General features: G+C 57.3%; 23 protein-coding genes and 1 tRNA gene. 6 read left to right on the top strand and 18 right to left on the bottom strand.

Annotated features, from left to right (window positions below):
• Nucleotides 1-85: 85 nt before the first annotated feature.
• The gene (locus tag D4A39_RS11535; RefSeq protein ID WP_022985225.1) at nt 86-646 is read right to left on the bottom strand and encodes an HNH endonuclease; all 561 of its coding nucleotides are present in this window, start codon (nt 644-646) and stop codon (nt 86-88) included.
• Between the two features lie 237 nt (nt 647-883).
• Nucleotides 884-1,540: a DUF3047 domain-containing protein gene (locus tag D4A39_RS11530; protein WP_119918141.1), complete on the bottom strand. Its 657-nt coding sequence runs from the start codon at nt 1,538-1,540 to the stop codon at nt 884-886.
• Nucleotides 1,541-1,646: 106 nt separating this feature from the next.
• On the opposite strand from D4A39_RS11530, the gene D4A39_RS11525 reads away from it, so the two are divergent.
• On the top strand, nt 1,647-3,248 hold the full coding sequence (locus D4A39_RS11525) for a GMC family oxidoreductase (RefSeq protein ID WP_022985223.1): 1,602 nt from the start codon (nt 1,647-1,649) through the stop codon (nt 3,246-3,248).
• Between the two features lie 110 nt (nt 3,249-3,358).
• On the opposite strand, the gene rssA is transcribed toward D4A39_RS11525, so the two are convergent.
• Genes rssA through D4A39_RS11505 form a run of 4 tightly spaced genes read right to left on the bottom strand, consistent with a single transcriptional unit; the run spans nt 3,359 to nt 5,625 of the window.
• Complete coding sequence (rssA, locus tag D4A39_RS11520) at nt 3,359-4,288, bottom strand: patatin-like phospholipase RssA (protein ID WP_022985222.1); 930 nt, start codon at nt 4,286-4,288, stop codon at nt 3,359-3,361.
• Complete coding sequence (locus D4A39_RS11515; RefSeq protein WP_022985221.1) at nt 4,285-4,497, bottom strand: DUF1289 domain-containing protein; 213 nt, start codon at nt 4,495-4,497, stop codon at nt 4,285-4,287. Before D4A39_RS11515 ends, rssA begins: the two co-directional genes overlap by 4 nt.
• Nucleotides 4,490-5,029 carry a gamma carbonic anhydrase family protein gene (locus D4A39_RS11510; protein ID WP_022985220.1) on the bottom strand — a complete coding sequence of 180 codons (540 nt, stop codon included), beginning with the start codon at nt 5,027-5,029 and terminating at the stop codon, nt 4,490-4,492. Before D4A39_RS11510 ends, D4A39_RS11515 begins: the two co-directional genes overlap by 8 nt.
• The gene (locus tag D4A39_RS11505) at nt 5,026-5,625 is read right to left on the bottom strand and encodes a CoA pyrophosphatase (RefSeq protein ID WP_022985219.1); all 600 of its coding nucleotides are present in this window, start codon (nt 5,623-5,625) and stop codon (nt 5,026-5,028) included. Before D4A39_RS11505 ends, D4A39_RS11510 begins: the two co-directional genes overlap by 4 nt.
• Before the next feature lie 381 nt (nt 5,626-6,006).
• On the opposite strand from D4A39_RS11505, the gene D4A39_RS11500 reads away from it, so the two are divergent.
• From D4A39_RS11500 to D4A39_RS11490, 3 genes are all read left to right on the top strand, one after another.
• Complete coding sequence (locus D4A39_RS11500) at nt 6,007-6,537, top strand: hypothetical protein (RefSeq protein ID WP_158586932.1); 531 nt, start codon at nt 6,007-6,009, stop codon at nt 6,535-6,537.
• A 46-nt stretch (nt 6,538-6,583) separates the two neighbouring features.
• Nucleotides 6,584-7,846, top strand: coding sequence for a hypothetical protein (locus D4A39_RS11495; RefSeq protein WP_022985217.1), 1,263 nt, complete (start codon nt 6,584-6,586; stop codon nt 7,844-7,846).
• A 320-nt stretch (nt 7,847-8,166) separates the two neighbouring features.
• On the top strand, nt 8,167-8,586 hold the full coding sequence (locus D4A39_RS11490) for a hypothetical protein (protein WP_022985216.1): 420 nt from the start codon (nt 8,167-8,169) through the stop codon (nt 8,584-8,586).
• A 19-nt stretch (nt 8,587-8,605) separates the two neighbouring features.
• Here D4A39_RS11490 and D4A39_RS11485 read toward each other — a convergent pair whose 3' ends face one another.
• From D4A39_RS11485 to D4A39_RS11470, 4 genes are read right to left on the bottom strand one after another with little or no spacing between them, the layout of a single operon-like run.
• On the bottom strand, nt 8,606-9,442 hold the full coding sequence (locus D4A39_RS11485) for a CsgG/HfaB family protein (protein ID WP_022985215.1): 837 nt from the start codon (nt 9,440-9,442) through the stop codon (nt 8,606-8,608).
• A 15-nt stretch (nt 9,443-9,457) separates the two neighbouring features.
• On the bottom strand, nt 9,458-9,862 hold the full coding sequence (locus tag D4A39_RS11480; RefSeq protein WP_022985214.1) for a curli assembly protein CsgF: 405 nt from the start codon (nt 9,860-9,862) through the stop codon (nt 9,458-9,460).
• Nucleotides 9,862-10,272 (bottom strand): CsgE family curli-type amyloid fiber assembly protein, encoded by a 411-nt coding sequence (locus tag D4A39_RS11475; RefSeq protein WP_022985213.1) that lies wholly within the window; start codon nt 10,270-10,272, stop codon nt 9,862-9,864. The genes D4A39_RS11480 and D4A39_RS11475 overlap by 1 nt, the downstream gene beginning before the upstream one ends.
• Nucleotides 10,272-10,946 carry a helix-turn-helix transcriptional regulator gene (locus D4A39_RS11470; protein WP_031226381.1) on the bottom strand — a complete coding sequence of 225 codons (675 nt, stop codon included), beginning with the start codon at nt 10,944-10,946 and terminating at the stop codon, nt 10,272-10,274. The genes D4A39_RS11475 and D4A39_RS11470 overlap by 1 nt, the downstream gene beginning before the upstream one ends.
• 306 nt (nt 10,947-11,252) lie before the next feature.
• On the opposite strand from D4A39_RS11470, the gene D4A39_RS11465 reads away from it, so the two are divergent.
• Nucleotides 11,253-11,810, top strand: a complete 558-nt coding sequence (locus D4A39_RS11465) for an NUDIX hydrolase (protein ID WP_022985211.1) — start codon at nt 11,253-11,255, stop codon at nt 11,808-11,810.
• Nucleotides 11,811-11,882: 72 nt separating this feature from the next.
• On the opposite strand, the gene D4A39_RS11460 is transcribed toward D4A39_RS11465, so the two are convergent.
• From D4A39_RS11460 to purL, 4 genes are all read right to left on the bottom strand, one after another.
• On the bottom strand, nt 11,883-12,212 hold the full coding sequence (locus D4A39_RS11460; protein ID WP_119918140.1) for a YqfO family protein: 330 nt from the start codon (nt 12,210-12,212) through the stop codon (nt 11,883-11,885).
• Between the two features lie 11 nt (nt 12,213-12,223).
• Nucleotides 12,224-12,931, bottom strand: coding sequence for a PaaI family thioesterase (locus tag D4A39_RS11455; RefSeq protein ID WP_119918139.1), 708 nt, complete (start codon nt 12,929-12,931; stop codon nt 12,224-12,226).
• 3 nt (nt 12,932-12,934) lie between these two features.
• A complete protein-coding gene (locus D4A39_RS11450) occupies nt 12,935-13,600 on the bottom strand; it encodes a PaaI family thioesterase (RefSeq protein WP_022985208.1) in 666 nt (221 codons plus the stop codon).
• A 191-nt stretch (nt 13,601-13,791) separates the two neighbouring features.
• Nucleotides 13,792-17,667 (bottom strand): phosphoribosylformylglycinamidine synthase, encoded by a 3,876-nt coding sequence (gene purL, locus D4A39_RS11445; RefSeq protein ID WP_022985207.1) that lies wholly within the window; start codon nt 17,665-17,667, stop codon nt 13,792-13,794.
• Nucleotides 17,668-18,076: 409 nt separating this feature from the next.
• Between purL and mltF the strand changes: the two genes are divergently transcribed.
• Nucleotides 18,077-19,480 carry a membrane-bound lytic murein transglycosylase MltF gene (gene mltF / locus D4A39_RS11440; protein WP_022985206.1) on the top strand — a complete coding sequence of 468 codons (1,404 nt, stop codon included), beginning with the start codon at nt 18,077-18,079 and terminating at the stop codon, nt 19,478-19,480.
• Nucleotides 19,481-19,546: 66 nt separating this feature from the next.
• Here the strand turns inward: mltF and D4A39_RS11435 are convergent, their stop codons facing one another.
• The 4 genes from D4A39_RS11435 to D4A39_RS11420 form a co-directional block, all read right to left on the bottom strand.
• On the bottom strand, nt 19,547-20,398 hold the full coding sequence (locus D4A39_RS11435; RefSeq protein ID WP_022985205.1) for a DUF72 domain-containing protein: 852 nt from the start codon (nt 20,396-20,398) through the stop codon (nt 19,547-19,549).
• Complete coding sequence (locus D4A39_RS11430; protein WP_022985204.1) at nt 20,392-20,871, bottom strand: DUF6942 family protein; 480 nt, start codon at nt 20,869-20,871, stop codon at nt 20,392-20,394. The genes D4A39_RS11435 and D4A39_RS11430 overlap by 7 nt, the downstream gene beginning before the upstream one ends.
• Nucleotides 20,872-21,007: 136 nt before the next feature.
• Nucleotides 21,008-21,084 (bottom strand) — tRNA-Val (locus tag D4A39_RS11425).
• Between the two features lie 85 nt (nt 21,085-21,169).
• Nucleotides 21,170-21,868 carry a GntR family transcriptional regulator gene (locus D4A39_RS11420; protein ID WP_022985203.1) on the bottom strand — a complete coding sequence of 233 codons (699 nt, stop codon included), beginning with the start codon at nt 21,866-21,868 and terminating at the stop codon, nt 21,170-21,172.
• Nucleotides 21,869-22,078: the final 210 nt, after the last annotated feature.

The following is a 22,078-nucleotide window of genomic DNA, read 5'->3' as shown; positions in this document are numbered from 1 at the left end:
ACATCAACAGGCAGTGAACAAAGAGACTCTTTATTTTAAAACCTTCTGAAAACAGCGATTTAGGCACACTTTTTTACATTGAGTTTTACAAGTGACGGCTATCTTTACCAAACTGGTTACGCAGAAAGGCCATTTGGTCACCCCGAATCCGGTGACTGTTTATCAAGGCCAGGTATTCCGCCATATTCGGTACATAGGGCAATGCCAGCAAATCCATATCGATTTCTTCCAATTGGCGATTCCCCTTTCGCTGATTGCAGCGCCGGCACGCCGACACCACATTGGACCAGCGATCTCTGCCACCCCGTGAGGTGGGTACAATGTGGTCACGGGTCAGGGCGTTTTCCGCAAAGGGTTTGCCGCAGTACATACAAAGATGCTGATCACGCCGAAACAGCGCCCGATTGGTTAACGGTGGCGCACTGCGCCGGTAACAGAACGCCTCCCCATCACAGGCAATAATGGAATGCAGTGATAACGATGAACGCTGCCCGGTATCCCGGCTCAATCCCCCACGCAGTCGATAGATCACATCTCCCAGCGTCCAGGTGACCAGGCCACGGGCGTACAAGGTGGCCGCCATCTGCCAATCCAGCCACTCTACGGGAGTGCCAGCCTTGTCCAGACGCAGAATACGTTCACTCATGGGCAACCTCTCTGTCGCATGTGCAGGTAAACGCTATATCAGGAACGATGACGATTCGGCGACAGCGGGGCAAAGAAGACAGGGAGGCCAGCAGACGGAATCTGGGAGGGAGGGATCGTGTTGGCGGTCGGTTCAACACCGCGATGCACCTTTGCCGGGGTCTGTGATTAACCTGCCATGACAGGCTAATCACAGACAGTTCAAATAATATACAGAGGCGGTGACCGACCGCAACTGTCAGGGCGCCTCCATGAATACAGGCAATTGATAGCAGGCTTGCGCATCGCTGGCGGTGTTGTCGGTGTCTGTCATGATCGCGATGGCATCGACCCGCTCCACCTCAAGACCGTGATAGCGGAGGAAATCCGCCCGGATATCCCGACGAAAATGTTGCCATTCCCCCAGCCCGGTTGGCCCCTGCACTACCACCATGTGCGCCTGACCCGCAAACGGATTGGCCCAGTGCTCACCCACCAACGCCTCACGGGACCAGACATAGTTGATCGCCCGGCTTTGCCAGGGCAGCCAGCCCTTGTGGATGACGTAAACCCGTGCCAGAAAATCATCGCCCTCTTTTTGGCGCTCCGAGCCTGATGGCCAATCGGGCTGGATTTCTGCGCGCCACGCCCAGGCCAGTAAGGGGGTTTGCGTCAAATCTACTTGTGATTCGAACACCAGCCCAGATGCGGCATTCGACGACGTCGCCTGCCAGCACTCTCCGGTTTGACGATACCGGGTCTGCCCGGAAAAGGAGACTTCCTGCCAGCCTTCAGGCAACGATTCTGTTGCCGCTGGCAGTGCAGGCGCAGCCCCAAGAAACCCGGAAAGAGGAGACATTAGCAGCAGCGCAGGTATACATTGGACCAGCGAGTCAGTCACAGACCTCGTTTTCATGGCTTAATTTCCTAGAATACACACTATATATAGAGCAAAGGCACGCCCTGTTCGTCGCCACTTTCTTTGCTTTTCGTGCTTGATCTACCTGTTGAAGGCAAACTTCATGGAATTTGATTACATCATTGTCGGCGCTGGCTCCGCCGGCTGCGTCCTTGCCAACCGCCTTTCCGAGAACCCGCAGAACCGGGTCTGCCTGCTGGAAGCAGGTCCTGCAGACAATAGCCTTTTCATTCGTATTCCCGCCGGCATCATCCTGATGATGCGCTCCAACGCTCGCAACTGGCGCTACTACACTGTGCCACAGAAAGCACTCAACAACCGCCAGATCTATATCCCCCGCGGCAAGACCCTGGGCGGTTCCTCGGCGGTGAATGCCATGTGCTACACCCGCGGCCACAAATGGGACTACGACCACTGGGCTGAGCTGGGTAACCGTGGCTGGAGCTACGACGATGTGCTACCGGTTTTCAAGCGCTCAGAGCATTACGAAGACGGGGAAAATGCCTTCCACGGCACCGGCGGCAAGCTGAACATCGCCAACCTTCGCTTCAACCACCCCGTCAGCAACGCCTTTGTCCGTGCCGGGGTTGAAGCCGGCTATCCGGAAACCGACGACTTCAATAACGATGTGCAGGAAGGGGTCGGGCTCTACAAGGTGAACCAGAAAGACGGCGAACGTTGCGGTGTTGCACGCGCTTACCTTCACCCTGCCATGGATCGCCCCAACCTGACCGTGCTGACCAGCTGCCTGGCCAACCGAATCCTGTTTGAAGGTAAACGGGCCATCGGCGTGGAAGTGGAACACAATGGCCAGATTCGGACCCTGAAAGCGGCCAATGAAGTCATTCTCTCCGGTGGTGCGATCAATTCTCCACAGGTGCTGAAACTGTCGGGTGTTGGCCCGGCGGCCGAATTGGCAGAACACAATATCCCGCTGGTGCATGATCTGCCCGGCGTGGGCGAAAACCTGCAGGATCACCCGGATGTGCTCGTGGTCAACAAGAGCAAGAAGAAAGACACCCTGAGCCTGGCCCCCGGTGCCTTGCTGGCCACCGGGCTGAAGGGAATCTTCGACTTCTTTTATCGTCGTACGGGTCAGCTGACCTCTAACGTGGCCGAAGCCGGTGGCTTCATCAAATCCCGCCCCCAAGAGTCCATTCCCGATTTGCAGCTGCACCTGACGGCCGCGCGCCTGGATAACCACGGCCTCAACCTGGCCTTCAGCATGGGCTACGGTTACTCGGGTCACGTCTGCATTCTGCGCCCCAAAAGCCGGGGCAACATCACCCTGCGTGATGCCAACCCGCGCTCTCCCGCACTGATCGATCCGCGCTTCCTGGAACATCCTGATGACATGGAAGGAATGCTGCGAGGGCTCAAGACCATGCGAAACATCATGCAGCAATCCGCTCTGGATGACTGGCGCGGCGAGGAAATTTTCCCGGGCAAAGATGTGCAAAGCGATGACGAATTACGAGCCTTCCTGCGCCGCAAATGCGACAACATCTACCACCCGGTGGGAACCTGCAAGATGGGCAAGGATGATATGTCGGTAGTCGATGACCGCTTACGCGTTCACGGCCTGGAAGGATTGCGGGTCATTGATGCGTCGATCATGCCAACACTGGTGGGGGGCAACACCAACGCGCCCACAGTGATGATCGCTGAGAAAGGCGCCGACTTTATACTCGGACTGGAAGACTAACCGTCAGAAACCGTCTTGCCACAACGCCCGAATGGGCAAGTGGCAAGACGGCAGAAGTGCATCAGCAGGCCGTTACGGCTGTATTCCGCTCTGGCGAATTCGGCGCGCTACTAGACCCGATCCGCCAGGGGCGACCCGACCCAGGCCAGAATGTCGGCTTCGTAACGTTTCACCAACGCCCGCCCTTCCTCGATCGCTTCCTTCGCCCGGTGGAAATCCATGAGGGCAAAATCTTCCAGCATCGGCACCAAGGTGACCTCTGGTGGATCGCCCGCCATACGCGAACGGGTAATGCGGTCCTGCATTATATTGATGCTGGAGGCCACCACATCAAAGAACCCGGGATCTTCTCCATCACTGGAGGAGAAGTAATCCATCATCTTGTTCCAGATGCTACGCTCTTCATCACTTCCTCCGGCCTGATCAGCCTGGGCTCGGGAATCACGCGCCATGTGAGCACCCACCAGCTGGGCATTCAGATTCACCGCGATCACCACATCCGCACCCATGGCGCGAGCGGCAGAAACCGGTACCGGGTTAACCAGCCCTCCATCGAGCATCCAGCGGCCTTGACGTTTCACCGGTGAAAACAGCCCCGGTAACGCACAGGAAGCCCGGGCGGCATCCAGCATCTTGCCTTCAGTAATCCAGACTTCCCGACCGCTTTGCATATCTGTGGCCACCGTGACCAATTTCTTGTCCAGGGTCTCGATATCCGGGTTGGCATGGTGCTCCCGGAAAAAACCAAACAGCTTCTCGCCCTTCACCATGCCACCGGAAAAACTGATATCCAGCAGCCCGAACACATCTTTGACCGTGAGCGTTTCCACCCAGTCAGCAAACGCATCGAGTGAACCGGTGACATAAGCCCCCCCCACCAGGGCGCCTATCGACGTACCCGCAACAACCTGGGGTTCGACACCGATCTCTTCCAGAGCCTGTATGATGCCGATGTGGGCCCAGCCACGGGCAGAGCCGCTCCCCAACGCCAGCCCGACAACCGGTTTAGTGCCCTGCTCCTGCGCAAGCTGCGTGGTCATTGGCCATCCTTTTTCTTGCGCACCACACAGGGCGCGGCGTCGCCATTCATCCGTAATTCGATCCGGCGGAATACCTCTCGTTTTTCCTCATCAGACAGCAAGCCCCAGATAGAAATTTCTCCCCCCGTGCGATAACACCCGACACAGATATCGTCTTCGTCCAGGGCGCAAATGGACACACAGGGGGAAACAAGCTGCCGATCAGTCATGGGAGAAGCGTTCATCCACTTCAAGGTGTTCCCGAAATTCCTTGGCATGAGCGACATAGTGCATGCTGCTCATGGTCAGCATGGCCTTGTGGCCATCAGTAATTTCCTTGACCACTTTCGCAGGTGAGCCCATCACCAGAGAGTTATCGGGAATTTTCATGCCTTCCGGGACCAGGGAATTGGCACCGACAATACAGTTTTTACCGATAACCGCCTTGTTGAGCACCACCGCATTGATACCGATAAGGCTATTGTCCCCAATGGTACAGCCGTGCAGCATGACCTTGTGGCCGACCGTCACATCCCGACCGATCTTCATGGGAACACCGGGATCAACGTGCAGCACCGAGCCATCCTGAATGTTGGTGTTCTCACCGATTTCAATGACATCATTATCGGCACGCAGCACCGCGTTAAACCAGATGCTGGTATTGGCTTCCATGATGACCGAGCCGATTACAGTAGCGTTGTCGGCAATCCAGTGGCCCTCGCCACGCATCTCCAGCTGACGGCTGCCTATTTTATATATCATGTGCTGTCCTTACCGACCGGCAGTCCAGTGACATCAAACTGGATACCCGCATCGTAAACGTGATTGATCAATTCCAGGATCATGAAGGCCGTGAGCCCCCAGATTCGCTTGTCCTCATAGTAATAGCTGGGAATCCTGAACCGACGCCCGAAAAAGTCTATCGGGCTGGACAATTCCGGGGTCTCCTCCAGAAAAAAGCGCAGCGGCACCTGGAAGATTTGCTCAATTTCACCCGGCTCTGCCTGCAACGGTGCTTCGGGATGAACGATGCCGACAAACGGCGTGACTTTCATGCCATAGCGGGATGCCACAGGTGACAATTGCCCCAGTACATCCACATATCGGGACTCCAGGCCTACCTCTTCGTGGCTCTCTCTCAGCGCCGTCATGAGCAAATTTTTGTCGCCCGGATCCCGCTTGCCTCCTGGAAACGCCACTTCACCGGCGTGGGTCGGCATACTGCTGGAACGCACTGTCAGAATCACCCGAGGATCAGGGGCATCAACCAGCGGCATGAGTACTGCTGCCTCCGGGAGTGCCAGCGGCAATTCAGTGCGTTGGTAACCAGGCAAGCGCTGCCTGAGCAAATCGAGCACACGGCTCCCCTTCTGATGACAGATTCAAACGGTAGTTTGAACAGCAATTCCCGCTGCGGCAAGTCACCTTCTCCATCCGGCATCACCTCCGTGTTGTGGCGGCAAATCCATGGTGGGTCAATTTCCTACACCGGGAGGCTAACGCCCCCCACTCTCCCATTGCCCTTGCAACGCAGCGCTTGACCCCTGCTGCCCTGTTTCGCAGCAGAACTAATGCGATTCTTCGGCACGGCTGTATAGCACCGAAGTGTTAAATCGTGCACAGAAATTCAGCACCCATGGCGAATTTCGCCCCACTCTGAAACACGCAAGACTCCACCAGCAAGAAACACGATGCCGGGATGGCATCACGAAACCGACATGGCGCTCAGGGATGGCAACATGGGAACAAGGCAAGTCAAACGCCTTTTATCAGCATGCATGCTGCTACTGCTCAGTATGCAGTCCGCTGCCGGCGATCTGTCCCTGTTCAGCGAAATCCCTCTCGGTAACGAAGCCGACATTTCACAGCGGGGCGCCGATCTGGTTGCCCATATCCAGCAGTCTGGCACCAATCATGGGGCTGTTGAACAGCAAGGTAACAGTCATAACGCCCGCCTATTGCAAAACGGCTACGCCAATCAGGCTGATGTCATCCAGTACGGTTCACAACAGCAGGCCGACATCTCACAGCTCGGCTGGGAAAACCTGGCTGTCGTTGCGCAATACGGCATGGGCAATAGCGTCAAAATTGATCAGAACGGTTTGTACAACACCGCCATTGTGGAGCAGGTCGGGGAATACAACCGCGCCTATATCCAGCAATACGGAACAGGAAACCGTGCCGACATAACCCAAAACGGCACGGCAAACGGAATTTCGGTTTCCCAATACGGGGCCGGGATGAATGTCTCGATTCAGCAATGGGACTGACTTTGCAGCACTTTTTTTGCCTAGATAACGATGAGGAGAAATACTCATGAACGTAATGAAGCCCCTGGCCGTCGCCGTACTGGCCGCCATCACCAGCACCAGCTGGGCCGCCGGCAGCACTGCCACCACTAACCAGACCGGCAACGGCAACGCTGCCACGACGACCCAAAGTAACGTCAATGATGCTGTTGCTACCGTTGATCAGAACGGTGACAACAACAGCGCAGACGTGAGCCAGGCTAACAGCGCCAACATGATGACGGCCGATATCGATACCACCGGTAACGACAATATGGCCACCATCAACCAGGACGACAGCTGGTTCGCAACGGCGACCATCGAGCAGGTGGGCGACGCCAACGATGCCGATATCAACCAGATCGATATCTCTGACAACACCAACGGTTCCATTCAGCAAATTGGCGGCACATTCTCGTCCGTAGCAAGCATTGATCAGGATGCAGCGCTTTCCAGCGACGCCAGCATTGTGCAGAGCGCATCGACTGATGCCGATGCCAGTATCACCCAGACCAGTGGTGTTAACCTGCAAGCAGACATTACCCAGAACAATCTGATTGGTTCTGTGGCCACTGTCACCCAAACCAACATCAATAACACCGCGACAGTTCTGCAGGACGATAGCTGGTTCGCTACTGCAACCGTCGATCAGACCGGTGCAGACAACACTGCGGACATCAGCCAGGTTGCCATTTCTGATGGCGCTACCGCCACCATCCTGCAATCCGGTGACAATAACGACGGCAGCATCAGTCAGGACTTCTCCTGGTTGTCCAGCGCACTCATCGACCAAAGCGGTGTGAACGGCTTTGCTACTGTGATTCAGGATGAGTCCACCGAAAGTTCTGCCACGATCATGCAGTCTGGCGACAGCAATATTGCCGAAGTGGATCAGGGCCTGGGGGATCGTAACCTCGCGACCCTCACTCAATCGGGTCTTGCCAACTTTGGTCGTGTTGAACAGTCCGGCTCTGACAATGTTGGCGCGGTCACTCAGTCTGGTGACAACAACATTGGGGATATCGACCAGTGGGGTGGTAATGGTGAAGCGACCATTCTGCAGTCCAACTCTGGCAATGATGCCTACATCAACCAGACTGCACCTGCCGAGTATGGCATTGCCTCTATTGAGCAATCTGGTGCGGGTAACGTTGCCGACATTCTGCAGACAGGCCTGGGCACCGGCCTCGACCCGAACACCGCGTCCATTCTGCAGTCTTCTGATGTCAACGCCGCCAGCATCAGCCAGCACGGCGGTGCCGGTAACAACGCCTCAATTACACAAATGTAATTCGGCGTGAAGTAAAAAGGGGGCCACCCTATGTGGCCCCCTTTTTTTACCATGACAACACCGTCCCTGGCACTGCAATGATCTTTTTCAACCTACATCAGGCCCTGAACACCATGGCAATTTGGCATTGATTACCCAGTCTCTTGTGTCAGCGAACAAGCTAAACTTGCACGTTGCCCTGGCTATTATCGGGCCGGATGGAAACCAGGAAAGGTATTGAAAAAATCACAGCCTGCGGACTGCACCCCAGGCATTGATGCGCCATAAAAGTCCTGGAGACCAACCCTTGGCGCTTACTATCCACTACGGGAGTGACGACCATGACGGTAGGCTATCGATTCAAACGCCCAGGCTTGCCCACTCTGCTCTTTCGCTCGGGTCTGGTGTTGCTGGGAGGAATATTTTTTAGTCCCGCGTACAGCAACCGTGCGGGCTCGCCGATGTGCACGATGGAAATACTCCATGAAAACCGAACGTCACTGCATCACTTTCAGCTATCCGTGACCTGCGAAACCATCGGCGAGCCGGTTTACTATGACATCGTGCTGGAAAAACAGGGACAGAGCGGCAAAAGCCGCTCCCGTCAAAGCGGCAAGATGCTTAGCCAAATACAACCACAGCGGGCAGGACAATTGAGCATCAATATCGCCAGCAACGACAAGATCAGGATTACTGCCGTCCTGCGTAACGAGGACGCAAGGGTTATCGCCGAGCGCAGCCAGATAGTGACAGCGCAATAAGGTTTTCGGTCAGGCTTTCCTATTGCTGTAATGCCAGGCTGTATTGCTGGATCACATCCGATTCCATATCCGCCGGGTTCTTCAGCTGCCAGTTACCTTCCACAACACCCTTGACGATCAAGTGGGCAACGGCCGCCTCAATCGCCAGCTTCACGCACTGCTGGACCGGTTCATTGGTTGTCACACCGGCTTCGGTTTCCAATAGCTCCTTAAAATCAATATAGCGATAGACACCGACCTGAAGCTCCTTGCTGTAGATGGTTTTTCGGGTAGAGACTGTGCTGATAATACGACCTGTACGCACATCCACTGCGCGCAGGTTTACGGTCACCTGATCAGCACGGTACTGCTCCGATGCGCCTACACCGAGATAGCGAGCACCCAGCCCGCCAGTTTTGATATTGGTTTCATAGGCAACAATCCCCCCCTGGAACAGGATATCAGAGGAAAAAAGGTCGGGAACATCGGCCACAGCCATACCGCTTTTCTGGCGCTTTTCCACCACCGCCCGCGCGATTTTTCGTTCGGTGAGCAGGTCCTGCAACCCCTCCCTTTCCAACGTCAGAAACCACCCAGACCTGTTTAGTGCATCGATAAGAAAGGCCGCTGCCCCTTGTGTGACTGCAGTTGAGAAAGACGATGACGGTGCCGGCCGATATTGCCCGGTCAGATCCCGAAAGCTGTATACCGAGGCCATAATTCGTCCCTTTGGCTCAGGCAGTTTTTCAAGATCCTCGGCAACTTCGGATTTTTCCACCAGCGCCGGCGACTCCGGCTCAAGGGGAGGAGTAACGCAGGCGGACAACAACGCAACCAGCACCAACGCGGTGCCGCCCTTGATGATTGTGAAATCCATATTCGTCCCTGAATACTAAAAGCTGTCCGGTACCAACCCATCCACTTCAATCTGGGTGATTTCCCCGGTATTGATGTCTTCGATGATGATCGAAAGGATGCCCTGGTTATCCACGATATTGATGGCAAAGTCTTCCGTGACAATGCTCCCTTCGTTCCCGGCACCCACGTCAGCCAGCAATTGGCTGAGCAAGCGTGACTGCAGCGAGGAAGTCAGGCGATCAAGATCAGAGGGGCGCTCGTAGGATGATGATGCCGCACTGGGATCCTTGTAATCATTTTGCGCCTGGGCATTGCCGAGCAAGTGGGAACCGTTCAGCGGGTTACCGCCGAAATTCGGGTTTACGGGTTGGTACACCAGCTCACTGGCAACGGCCGGCACACTTAGCGCCAGCAGTCCCAGCACTGTCATCTTTTTCATCAGTAGCCATCCTTGGCCAGATCCGGGTTATCTACCAGAGCATTCATCAATGTCAGACGCCTGACCTGCATCTCCACTGATTGCACCATCGACTGCACCCGGGCATCTTCCCAATTGGATGCGAAAGACAAGACAAAACGACTCAGCGTACTGTCTGCTCCCTTAATCGTGATAATGCTGCCGCTTCTGGCGGAGGGTTGCTCGAAAATACTGAGACTGAACGGCGTATCCGGATACAGATAATGCCGTTGATAGGCGAACTGCTGGTAGAACCGCTTACCGATAGGTGTCACTGTCTGGTCTACCACCACGCCCATCTCCTGTTCCAGATCTGAGGCGTGGCCTGCAGAGAAGGTCAGCAACAATCCCAGTAGCAGTATCTCGCACCAGGCATGCTGCCGGGCAGCCATTAGCGCCCTTCTTCTTCCAGGTGGTTTTCATGCACCCAGCGCATCACCCCTACCCGGTTCTTGACTCCAACCTTGCGGTACAGGCTCTGCAGGTGGGCCTTGACGGTATGGGTGCTCAGGCACAGGGCGTCGGCGATTTCGTTGTTGCTCATACCCCGCACCACATGGTCCAGCATCTGACGCTCCCGGCTGGTGAGGCTTTCAAACACATGACCACACCGGGTCGGTGTCTTGCGGTGGCGCACCAGATAATCCATGTAGTTACGAGGGAACCAGCTTCTTCCCTTGCACACCACATCGATGGCCTTGGAGATCAGAGTATCGTTATCTTGTTGATAGATAACACCTTTAACAACTGGCCAGTTCAACAGGAAAAATATATTGTCGCCACGGTCTGCATTGACCAGAATTACCCGGCACAATGGCATCCGTTCCTGGATACGCCCCAGCAATCTCTCGATTTCCGCCGAGGGAAAATCGAGAACGTTAATGAGAACCAGATCATCTTGAATCTGGTCGCAGAACAAGTCATCGCGGGTAATCGCAGTACAACTGACTCCCCGCTGAGTCTCGATAGACTTGGCGAGCAAACGGATAGCAAGGTTGTTACAGTGAGAGACAACCAGGTAGGTTTTACTGTCGTCACGCGTTCCCTGCGCCATCGAAGCGTCCATATCAATTCCCCTATTTCCCCTATTCACAGGCCAAAGACCTTAGTGAGGGTCGTTCCCTTCCAGATGGCCTCACGGCCAAAAAAACGAATTCACTTCAGCGTCGGAGCCTAGTCTAGGCCGAAGCACTCACTGCCGGCACTAATCCTTCTGGCTATTTTTAAAGATTGAAAAAATGTGACAGTGGTCACAAATTGGCCTGCATTTTTTTTATACTCCTTCTCGTAGAGAATTGCACCCCCACGAATGAGGTATTGCCGTTATCATCTCGGGTACACTTAAGCGTCCCTTCCATAAAAGTGAGCTTTCATGCGTTTTTGTAGTCACTGCGGCAACCCGGATTTACATTTCAGTATCCCCGAAGGTGACAACCGCCCCCGCTATTGGTGCGATCAGTGCAACACCATCCACTACCAAAATCCCAAGATTGTGGTTGGCGCGGTACCGGTTTGGGAAGGCAAGGTCCTGCTTTGCAAACGAGATATCGAGCCGCGCAAAGGCTACTGGACACTACCCGCCGGCTTTATGGAGAACGGGGAGACCCTCCAGGAGGGCGCCATCCGCGAGACCTGGGAAGAAGCCTGCGCCACTGTGGCGATCAAGGACCTCTACACGGTATTCAATCTTCCACACATCAATCAGGTGTACGTATTCTTTCTCGGTGAGTTGGTCGAGGGAAAGTACGGGGTAGGCGAGGAAAGCAGCGATGCCGGCTTGTTTGCACTGGACGAGATTCCCTGGGATGAACTGGCCTTTCCCACGATTGGCCGCACCCTGCGCTTTTACATTGATGATCTGAAGGAAGACCGTTTCCCGGTGCGATGCCAGGATATTGCCCCGCTGAAGCGTCGCCCCAGCGAGGACTAAAGGCAGTTAATTTCCTGCCGTCAGGCCACTGCCAGGGGCAATGCTCCGGCAAGGAGCGCTACAGCGGCGGGATCAGGCGGGAAGCGGTTCCAGCTTCCACAGATCAATGGCGGGCTCTTCATAGGGGTGCGCCAGCCGTAAGGCACTAATCGCCGCCTGCAGACAGGCGGCGGTGACGATGGTTTCGACCCGGTATTCCTCGACTACCTCGACTTCCCCCTGCTGGCCCAGAAAAGGCTGGCTGCCATCAAGAGGGCGAAACTGACCGTGCCCCAATACCTGAAAGGCACAACAGTCGTAGTCACCAATGTGACCGGCTCCGGCCTGGAAGATCGCCTGCTTCACCTGCTCCACATGGCTCACCGGCACGTAGAAACACAGCTTGTAGGTCATCTCTTCCATGGTCACTCCTGTTATTGGGCGCGAATGGCAGCTTCCAGCTCTGCGTATTCCGGCTTGAGGGCATACTCGCCGTGGGCGGAGATCCAGATCCCTTCTGCGGCCACCGTTTGTTGGCCATTGACCCAGACCGACCCTTCGCAGAGCAGCTTGCGCCGGTCCAGTTTGATCAATCGGGCTTCGAAATCCACATCATGCTGAATGGGCGTTCCGGCCAGATAGCGGATATTGAGGGTGCCGGTCATGCCGATCTGCCGCACATAATCCTGTGTCTTGGCCATCAGCATATCCAGAGACAGGGCCAACACGCCACCGTGCACTCGCCCCGGTGGCCCCTGATAGACCATGCCAAAGTGGGCGCGCCCACGCACCGTGTCACCGTCGAGCCATAACTCCAGCGGCGGGGAGACCGGGGATGCCTTGCCGGAAAGGATCTCGAAATCCACCAGATCGGTAACGTCGTCGCCACTGCCCTGCCCCGCCAGCAGGCGCTGGGTAATCTCCATGTAATCCCGATTGCCGTACTGGGCCAGGTCATCGCGCATCTGGTTCACGTGTGCGATGTATTCGCGCAGTTTTGACTCCGGCGCATCCAGGCGCAGCACCTGCTCGTTCAGGTCCGCCAGCGCCTTGCCCAGGTCGCGATGCAACTGGGCCCGCGGCGTCGGTGCCGGCGTTTCTGCCACGCGGATATCCTTGAAGTGGTACCTTGGCTCACTCATGTGCTACCCCAAACTCTTGGGGGTCAACCACACCCCTTCTGCGTGCACAGTCTGCTGGTCTCCGTGCCAGATACTGCCTTCGATAAAGATCTTGCGTCCTTCCTGTCCGGTAATCCTTGCACGGCAGGTAATCGTGTCTTCAATGGGGGTCCCTGCCAGATAGCGGATATTCAACGTGCCGGTGACGCCCAGCCGGAAGGCGGCGTGCAGGGCCCGTGACAATACCGCGTCCAGAATCCAGGCGATCACCCCACCGTGCACCCGCCCCGGCGGGCCCTGGTATTGCTGCCCCAAACGCAGGGTACCTTCGACCCCCTCCTGGCCCTCTTGCACCCAGGTGACCTGGGGCGCAATCGGGTTGGCACCGCCACTGACCGGATCAAAATCCATCATGTGGTAAAGGTCTTCGATGGTGGCCGCCCCGGTAAACAGCTTGCGATTCGCCTGCTTGCTGTCGCGCCGTTCCGGCTCCCCCACCGTCGCCACCACGGCTTCCAGTTGCTCGGCCCAGTGCTGCAGGGTGGCTTGATCCACCTCGGCACGAATCACCCGCTCGGACAACGTACGCATGGCAGTACTGATACGCCGACGCAGAACAAAATCATCCGGCACAGGCTCGGTGCTGTAAGCCTTCTGCAATTCAAAAGGCCCGAAGGTTTTTTCGGTCATGAATAATTCAGTGAACAGTTAACAGTGAATAATGAACAGCGAAACACGGTTCAAACGATCGTTTGATTCTGAACATCGCCTCTCGCCGCCACAAGTTCATAAAAGGACATAAAAAAGGCGGAAATGGCCAAGCCATTTCCGCCTTTTTAGTTTCCAGCTGTCAACTGTCCACTATCAACTGTCAATTGCGCTTAACCGACCCACTTACGCGCGTTGGCAAACATTCGCAGCCAGGGGCCGTTTTCGTGGCCGCGCCAGTCGTCGGGGATCCAGCTGTTTTGCAGCACGCGGAACACCCGCTCCGGGTGCGGCATCATGATGGTGACGCGCCCGTCGGTGGTGGTAAAGCCGGTAACGCCCTGCGGGGAGCCGTTCGGGTTGGCCGGGTACTGCTCGGTGGCGTTGCCACGACCGTCCACGTAACGCAGCGCCACGAGTCGCTGCTCGAGGTTACGCTTCAGAGTCTCGTCCGCCAGCTCTACCCGTCCTTCGCCGTGGGCCACGGCAATCGGTATGCGGGTACCCGCCATATCCTTGAGCAGAATGGAGGGCGAATCCTGGATCTCCACCAGCGAGGTTCGTGCTTCAAACTGCTCGGACAGGTTGCGCACAAAGCGCGGCCAGTGTTCGGCACCGGGGATCAGGTCTTTCAGATGCGACAGCATCTGGCAGCCATTACATACCCCCAGTGCAAAGGTATCTTCGCGGAAGAAGAAACGGTTGAAGTCCTCGCGGAGGGATTCGTTGTACAGCACGGTCTTGGCCCAGCCGCCGCCGGCACCCAATACATCACCGTAGGAGAACCCGCCACAGGCCACCAGCCCCTTGAAATCTTCCAGCTTCACGCGGCCAGCCAGCAGATCGCTCATGTGCACATCAATGGCGTCAAAACCGACACGGTCGAAGGCCGCGGCCATCTCGGTCTGACCGTTAACCCCCTGCTCGCGCAAGATCGCCATTTGCGGGCGCGCGCCCGTGTTGATCATGGGCGCGGCCGGGTTCTCGGTCATATCGAAGGTCAGGCGCACGTTCAGGCCCGGGTTGTTGCTGTCCGGGATGGCATCAAATTCCTGACGGGCACAATCCGGGTTATCGCGCAGGGCCTGAATCCGGTAGCTGGTTTCCGCCCAGATGCGGTGCAGCTCCCGGCGCGGTGTCTCCAGCAGGATGCCACCGCCCAGACGCAGACGAATTACGTCGTCGCCATCGGGCTGCCCCAGACGGAACACGCATTGACTCAGACCGGCCTTGTCGAACCGCTGCACCACCTCATCGGCATGCTCGGCAGGCACCTGAATCACCGCCCCCAGCTCTTCCGCGAACAGTGCGGCCACCGCCTCCGGGCCATCGCCGGCGATGTGATCCAGGGTAATGTCCAGACCGGTGCGGCCCGCGAAGGCCATCTCGGTAAGGGTGGCGAACAGACCGCCGTCAGAGCGGTCGTGGTACGCCAGCAGTTTGCGTTCCGCCAGCAATTGCTGGGTCACCTCGAAGAAGGCAATCAGGTCTTTGGCATCGTCCAGATCCGGGGGAACATCCCCCACCTGACCGTACACCTGCGCCAAAGCCGAGCCCGCCAGACGGTTTTGGCCACGGCCCAGATCCAGTAGCAACAGCTCGCTGTCCACTCCGGTCTTGAGTTCCGGGGTGACGGTCAGATCAATGTCGGTCACGGTGGAGAACGCCGAGATGATCAGCGACAAGGGCGAGGTAACGCTCTTGTCGATACCCTTCTCGTTCCACACGGTGCGCATGGACAGGGAGTCCTTGCCAACCGGGATGGCAATCCCCAGCTGCGGGCACAGTTCCATGCCCACGGTTTTCACGGTGTCGAACAGGGCCTGGTCTTCTCCCGGATGGCCGGCAGCAGCCATCCAGTTGGCAGACAAACGAATCTGCCCCAGGTCGCCAATGTGGGCACCACTAATGTTGGTGATGGCTTCCGCTACCGCCATGCGACCGGATGCAGCCGCATCCACCATGGCCACCGGGGTACGCTCGCCCATGGACATGGCTTCACCCAGGTTCTGGTTAAAGCCGGTCGCGGTAACCGCACAATCGGCCACCGGCACCTGCCAGGGGCCCACCATCTGGTCACGGTGAACCAGGCCGGTGATAGAACGGTCACCGATGGTGATCAGGAAACTCTTGGAGGCCACGGTGGGCAGGCGCAGCACCCGCTCGCCGGCCTCTTTCAGATCAATCCCTTCGGTGGTGAAGGTCTGACGCTGGAAGTCTTCACGGTCGAAACTGCGCTGCATCTTCGGTGGCTTGCCAAACAACAGATCCATGGGCAGATCCACCGGCGGCTTGCCGAAGTGCTCATCGCTGACGGTCAGGTGTTCTTCGTTGGTTGCTTCGCCCAGCACCGCGTAGGGCGTGCGCTCACGCTTGCAGATGGCATCGAAGCGGTCGATATCCGCAGGCATCACCGCCAGCACATAACGCTCCTGGGCTTCGTTACACCAGATCTCCACCGGGCTCATGCCAGGCTCGGAATTGGGGATGCGACGCAGCTCCAGCTGAGCGCCCATATCGTGGTCGTGGACCAGCTCGGGCAACGCATTGGACAAGCCGCCCGCCCCCACGTCATGGATGGACACAATCGGGTTGTCGTCACCCAGGGCCCAGCAGCGATCAATCACTTCCTGCACCCGACGTTCGATTTCCGGGTTATCCCGCTGTACAGAGGCGAAATCCAGCGCTTCATCCGACTGGCCGGACGCCATGGAACTGGCGGCACCGCCCCCCAGACCAATCAGCATGGCCGGGCCACCCAGCACAATAATCTTGGCCCCTTCGGTGATCGGGTTCTTTTCCACATGGCCGTCACGGATGTTGCCCATGCCGCCAGCGATCATGATCGGCTTGTGGTAGCCGCGGACTTCATCGCCATTCACCCCCGGGGCCTCGATTTCCAGGGTACGGAAATAGCCACACAGGTTGGGACGACCAAATTCATTATTGAAGGCCGCCCCGCCAATAGGCCCTTCGATCATGATATCCAGCGCCGAGGCAATCCGGCCCGGCTTGCCATAGGGCTGTTCCCAGGGCTGCTGGAAACCGGGAATATTCAGGTTCGACACGGAGAAACCGGTCATACCCGCCTTGGGCTTGGAACCACGACCGGTGGCACCTTCATCACGGATTTCACCGCCGGAGCCCGTAGCCGCCCCCGGGTGCGGGGCAATCGCGGTGGGGTGGTTGTGGGTTTCCACCTTCATCAACAGGTGCACCGGCTCGTTGACGAACTGGTAACGGGCACTGTCCGGGGCCGGGAAGAAACGATCGGCAACAGGACCGGCGACCACGGAAGCGTTGTCCTTGTAGGCACTCAACACGCCTTCGGGGGCATTGTTGTAGGTGTTGCGGATCATCCCGAACAGGCTCAGTTCCTGTTCCTCTCCGTCGATGGTCCAGTCCGCATTGAAGATCTTGTGACGACAGTGCTCGGAATTGGCCTGGGCGAACATCATCAACTCGGCATCCGCCGGGTTACGGCCCAGAGCGGTAAAACGCTCTACCAGATAATCGATTTCGTCATCTGCCAGCGCCAGACCCAGTTCGCTATTGGCCGTGGCGAGCGCGTTGCGGCCACCACCGATCACATCCACGGTGCTCAGCTCGCGGGGGGCATGGTGGGCAAACAGGGCTTCAGCATCGTTCAGCTCCGCCAGTACCACTTCTACCATGCGGTCATGCAGCGCCGCCGCCAGCGTCGCGCGGTCCCCTTCGCCGTCCAGACGGTATTCAATGCCGCGCTCGACACGCTCCACCTGGGTCAGGCCGGCGTTGTGGCAAATATCCGTGGCCTTGGACGACCAGGGCGAGATCGTGCCGGGGCGTGGCACCACCACGAAACGTTGGCCGTCCACGTCATCCTCTTCCAGGCTCGGGCCGTATTGCAGCAGCCCTTCCAGCACCTGCTGCTGAGCACCGTCCAGTGGCTCGTGCAATGCCACAAAGTGAACGAATCGGGCTGAAATAGCGGTAATCCCGGGCAGGGATTCCAGCAGTTTTTCCTTGCGAAATGCGGACAGGGCCGGGCTTCCGGAGAGGATCAGCATAGTGCGCCTTACTCTGATTGATCAGTGGGGGATGAAGTGGAGCCAAATTCAGGGCCGCAATGATACGGGATTTGCCTGCCTATCGCAGCCTTCATGGGCGGCAAATTTCCCGCAGCGCCTGATACCTCCCCCACCGCACCTACTCAGGGCTCCCCCCTTCATAAGACGGTAGCAATTTACCTACGCCACATGCCTGATAAGCAAATTCATGCTCTTTACCGGACTTTTAAAATTTGTGCAAAAAACCGGCTATTGTCCGACAAATGGTTACAGATCATGGGGTTGGCAATGCTAGAGTGCGCCCCAAGTTTCGTGATATAGATCACAGGTAATGGGAGAAAGGCTCCCAACCGGTCGACGGTAGGCAGTATCGACCTGTCTGGACAACCTGACAGAGGTACCACCCAAGATGACGGTATTCTTTCGACACAGTAAGCATTTGCTCGCCTCGCTGGCGCTATTCGGCGTGGTCGGGATGATGCTCGCCATGCGCCCCACCCCCTCCGCCATGGAGCGGGTGATGGATCGTGGTGAACTGGTCGTTATTACCCGTCCTTCCAACACCACCTACTATGAAGACCAGCACGGCGAAACCGGCATGGAATTCGAGCTTGCCAAAGGCTTTGCTGACAGCCTGGGGGTGAAACTCAAGGTGCTGGAGTCCGACGACCTCTCCTACATCCGTTACGCCATCCGTAAAGGCACTGCCGATATCGCCGCAGCAGGCCTGGTGGTGACCCCCGAGCGTACCGAAAGCCTGCGATTCACCACCCCTTATCAACAAGTCGATTCCCTGGTCGCCCGCCGCCTTGACAGTCCGCGCCTGCGCGGTTTGGCGGATATGGTCGGCTACACGGTGGCCGTGCCGGCAGGTTCAAGCCATGCCGAAATGTTGATCCAGGCCCAGCTGGAAACCCCGGAACTGGAATTCATTGAAGTAGAAGACGCCACACCGGAGCAATTGCTGGCACTGGTGGAAGATGGCGAGGTGGATTACACCCTGATCCACTCCAATTCCTATGCCCTGCAGCGAGCCTTGTGGCCAGACCTGATTGCCGACTACACCGTGGCCACTGACATGCCGCTGGCCTGGGCGTTCAATCCCAAGGATGACAAAAGCCTGTATCTGGCAGCCCAGCGCTTCCTGACCCAGGCCAAAGCCGATGGCACTACCGCCAAGCTGGAAGATCGTTTCTACGGGCATGTGGAGTACTTCAACCTGTACGCTGCCCGCAGCTTCATGCGTCACCTGGAAGAACGGCTGCCACGCTACGAAGAGCTGTTCCGCTCCGCTGCAGACGACAACGAATTTGACTGGCGCCTGCTGGCTGCCGTGGCCTATCAGGAGTCCTTGTGGGATCCGGGCGCCATCTCCCCGACCGGGGTGAAGGGCCTGATGATGCTGACCAATGATACCGCTCGGCAGATGGGCATCAGCGACCGTACGGACCCGGAACAAAGCATTCGTGCCGGCGCCGCTTACCTGCGCCGCGTACACGCCAAGATCCCGGACCGCATCCCGGAGCCCAGTCGTACCTGGATGGCGCTGGCGTCCTACAACGTGGGTTTCGGACATCTGGAAGATGCCCGTGTTCTTACCCAGCGCCAGGGCGGCGACCCGGACAACTGGCAGGATGTGAAACAGCGTCTGCCCATGCTCGCCAAACCTGCGTATGCAGAGCAGCTGAAATACGGCACCGCCCGTGGCGGTCAGGCTGTGGTCTACGTCCGCCATATCCGTCGTTACTACGACCTGTTGGTGTGGGCAGAAAACAGCCGTCGTCGTGATGATACCCGCGTGGCTCTTCACTAAGTTCGCGATCTGAAGGCCTCGATCTCTCCTTGGCTCAGTGATCACTGTTGTAGAGCCGGTGTGTTCCTAGAACAAACCGGGCTGATCGACCTGATCAGCCAACCCCAGCTCGGGCAGCTCCGGCACCTTCTCCCGCAATAATCCCTGCCATAACTGCACCAGTGACAAGGCCTGCCCGTTGTCCGGCATATGGATGAACATATAGGGCTTGCGGCCTTCGGCAATCCAGTTCGCCATTCGCGGTACCCACGGCGCCAGATACTCACGGTTTGCCTCCAGCTCCGGGTGCCCGATAAACCGCACGACTGGATTTGCCCTCGCCACTGGCAACACATGCACTGGCAACTTCGGCTTCTTGCGCTGGGCATCGCGAGTGCTTTCATCGACTGGGTCGGCCGCAAACAGGGGTCGGCTGTCAAAACATACCCGGGCCACCTCTCGCTCACGCAACCCCTGATTCAGGGCACGCTCTGCCTCCCCTTTTTCAAAAAAGGCCGGATGACGCATTTCCACAGTACAGGTCAGCGCATCCGGCAAGCGGTCCAGAAAGCCCCAAAGATTGGCAAGATGCTGAGGTCCAAAGGCGGCGGGCAACTGCAGCAGGAAAGGACCGAACACATCCTCCAAGGGCGCCAGCGTGGCCAGAAAGCGACGCACCTGCGGGTCGGTTCTGGCAAGCAGGGCATCGTGGCTGATCTCTCGCGGAAATTTGAACAGAAAGCGAAAACACTCCGGCACCTGCGATCGCCACACTTCACATTGGGCGGAGGTTGGCGTGGCGTAGAAGGTGGTGTTGCCTTCCACCGTGTTGAATACCCGGCTGTATTGCGCAAGCGATGATAAGCCCGCAGGCAAACGCCCCTGCCAGTCCGGGTGCTGCCATTGTGGACATCCCAGATAATACGGCAGGCTCAACATGCCCCCACCCCATAGAAGCCGGCGCCAGCCAGGGCCTCGCGCACGACCGCCACCCGTTCATTGTTCAGTTGTCGATAATCCGGATACGGACTCAGCAGCAGGCGACGGGATACATCCATTTTAAGCCGCCCCACCGCATCAATCGGTGTCGCCTTATGTGCAAGCCCCTCGAAACGATGCAGGTTTTCCTTGCCCGCAATCCAGTGCCAACCTGCTGCCGGCAATAATTGGGGAGCAAAACATATGGCCGTCTGGGTAAACAGCGCATGATCACGATAACGACGCCAGTCACCCCCCTCCGGGCTTGCCACCTTGGCCAGCAGGTTGATGATCTTGCGCCAGTGATTGGAGTTCGCCTCAGTCACAGCCTGGGCCGTGGGAGTCTCCGCAAACGTCTCCAGACCCACGGGGCGATGGGGAAGATACAGAATCAGTCTGGCGGTGGCGGAGCCAAGGATGTCGCAGGAGGTCATGCCGCAGAGCCGGGAAAGGAAAACAGGAGCACCATTCTATCAGAATGGCCGGCTCGGCAAGTGCACCCCACGATAGCAACCCTCGCCCTTGCGCCATAAAAAAAGGGCCTGTCGCACGCGACAGGCCCTTCACATTTGGTACAACCGAGTGGATTCGAACCACCGACCCCCACCATGTCAAGGTGGTGCTCTAACCAACTGAGCTACGGTTGTATATTCCACAGGCCGTCTACAACGCCCTGAAGAGGGTGGCAATTCTATGCAGCTTGCCAGGTCAGGGCAACCCCTGAGCGCCACGTCATGATTTTTTTCGTCGTGAACCCCAGGCGGTCTCGATCTGCCGGGCCCGGGTGATCGACTCTTCAACCAACTCGGACTGGTGTTCGGCGAATTCGCGAATGATCTCCAACGCTGAGCGAACATCACGACGGAAGATGGTTTCCACCAGTGCCTTGAAGAACGACAGGCACTCTTTCACCTCATCGGCCTCCAGATGCAACGCCATGAAATAGGCACGCTGCATGGCCGGCTGCATATTGATCAGAATGTCTTCCACAAAGGGATTACGGGCATAAGGGTAGGCATGCTCGAGAAAACGGAAGCTGAGCGCAAAAAACTCATCCAGGTCCCGGTCTTCTGCGGCCACCTGAAGGCCATGCACCAGCTCGATAAAGGAATCCAGATCCTCTTCCCTTACCACCTTGATAGCTTTGCGGATCACCAACCCCAGCAGCACCTGCATGACCTCATAAAGGCTGCGCACGTGGCTCTCCGACATTTCTTTTACCACTGCCCCGCGACGCGGCAGGATATCGATCAGCTGACGACGCTGCAGAATCAGCAAGGCTTCACGGACCGACCCGCGGCTGACCTCCAGCTCACCCGCAACTCTCAGCTCTTGAATACGATCCCCGGCCAACATGTCACCGCGAATAATCTGGTCGGCAAGATGTTGGGCAATTTGCTCCGACAGGCTTTCCTTGGCTTTGAAGCTCACCGTGCCCCCACTACGTCTTGTTTAACAATCATGGCGTGATTGTCCGACTATAGTACAGGGCCGACTCACGACCAACCTTTTGTTTTCCCGTTATGCAGCTTGTTGAACCCGCCAGACATGCCCTTCCAACCAAAGCTGTCACATTGCCAACCGGTTCCCCTTTTTCACTGCCATTCACTGGTATTCGACAACTGATCCCTTAGGATGATT

The sequence above is a fragment of the Alcanivorax profundi genome, assembly GCF_003597125.1.
GTDB classification, from domain to species: Bacteria; Pseudomonadota; Gammaproteobacteria; order Pseudomonadales; family Alcanivoracaceae; genus Alcanivorax; species Alcanivorax profundi.
This window is presented reverse-complemented; position numbering and strand designations above follow the sequence as displayed.

Coding starts and splice junctions, on each gene's coding strand:
- D4A39_RS11535 (WP_022985225.1), bottom strand. CDS start 646: ATGAGTGAACGTATTCTGCGTCTGGACAAGGCTGGCACTCCCGTAGAG.
- D4A39_RS11530 (WP_119918141.1), bottom strand. CDS start 1,540: ATGAAAACGAGGTCTGTGACTGACTCGCTGGTCCAATGTATACCTGCG.
- D4A39_RS11525 (WP_022985223.1), top strand. CDS start 1,647: ATGGAATTTGATTACATCATTGTCGGCGCTGGCTCCGCCGGCTGCGTC.
- rssA (WP_022985222.1), bottom strand. CDS start 4,288: ATGACCACGCAGCTTGCGCAGGAGCAGGGCACTAAACCGGTTGTCGGG.
- D4A39_RS11515 (WP_022985221.1), bottom strand. CDS start 4,497: ATGACTGATCGGCAGCTTGTTTCCCCCTGTGTGTCCATTTGCGCCCTG.
- D4A39_RS11510 (WP_022985220.1), bottom strand. CDS start 5,029: ATGATATATAAAATAGGCAGCCGTCAGCTGGAGATGCGTGGCGAGGGC.
- D4A39_RS11500 (WP_158586932.1), top strand. CDS start 6,007: ATGGGAACAAGGCAAGTCAAACGCCTTTTATCAGCATGCATGCTGCTA.
- D4A39_RS11495 (WP_022985217.1), top strand. CDS start 6,584: ATGAACGTAATGAAGCCCCTGGCCGTCGCCGTACTGGCCGCCATCACC.
- D4A39_RS11490 (WP_022985216.1), top strand. CDS start 8,167: ATGACGGTAGGCTATCGATTCAAACGCCCAGGCTTGCCCACTCTGCTC.
- D4A39_RS11485 (WP_022985215.1), bottom strand. CDS start 9,442: ATGGATTTCACAATCATCAAGGGCGGCACCGCGTTGGTGCTGGTTGCG.
- D4A39_RS11480 (WP_022985214.1), bottom strand. CDS start 9,862: ATGAAAAAGATGACAGTGCTGGGACTGCTGGCGCTAAGTGTGCCGGCC.
- D4A39_RS11475 (WP_022985213.1), bottom strand. CDS start 10,272: ATGGCTGCCCGGCAGCATGCCTGGTGCGAGATACTGCTACTGGGATTG.
- D4A39_RS11470 (WP_031226381.1), bottom strand. CDS start 10,946: ATGGACGCTTCGATGGCGCAGGGAACGCGTGACGACAGTAAAACCTAC.
- D4A39_RS11465 (WP_022985211.1), top strand. CDS start 11,253: ATGCGTTTTTGTAGTCACTGCGGCAACCCGGATTTACATTTCAGTATC.
- D4A39_RS11460 (WP_119918140.1), bottom strand. CDS start 12,212: ATGGAAGAGATGACCTACAAGCTGTGTTTCTACGTGCCGGTGAGCCAT.
- D4A39_RS11455 (WP_119918139.1), bottom strand. CDS start 12,931: ATGAGTGAGCCAAGGTACCACTTCAAGGATATCCGCGTGGCAGAAACG.
- D4A39_RS11450 (WP_022985208.1), bottom strand. CDS start 13,600: ATGACCGAAAAAACCTTCGGGCCTTTTGAATTGCAGAAGGCTTACAGC.
- purL (WP_022985207.1), bottom strand. CDS start 17,667: ATGCTGATCCTCTCCGGAAGCCCGGCCCTGTCCGCATTTCGCAAGGAA.
- mltF (WP_022985206.1), top strand. CDS start 18,077: ATGACGGTATTCTTTCGACACAGTAAGCATTTGCTCGCCTCGCTGGCG.
- D4A39_RS11435 (WP_022985205.1), bottom strand. CDS start 20,398: ATGTTGAGCCTGCCGTATTATCTGGGATGTCCACAATGGCAGCACCCG.
- D4A39_RS11430 (WP_022985204.1), bottom strand. CDS start 20,871: ATGACCTCCTGCGACATCCTTGGCTCCGCCACCGCCAGACTGATTCTG.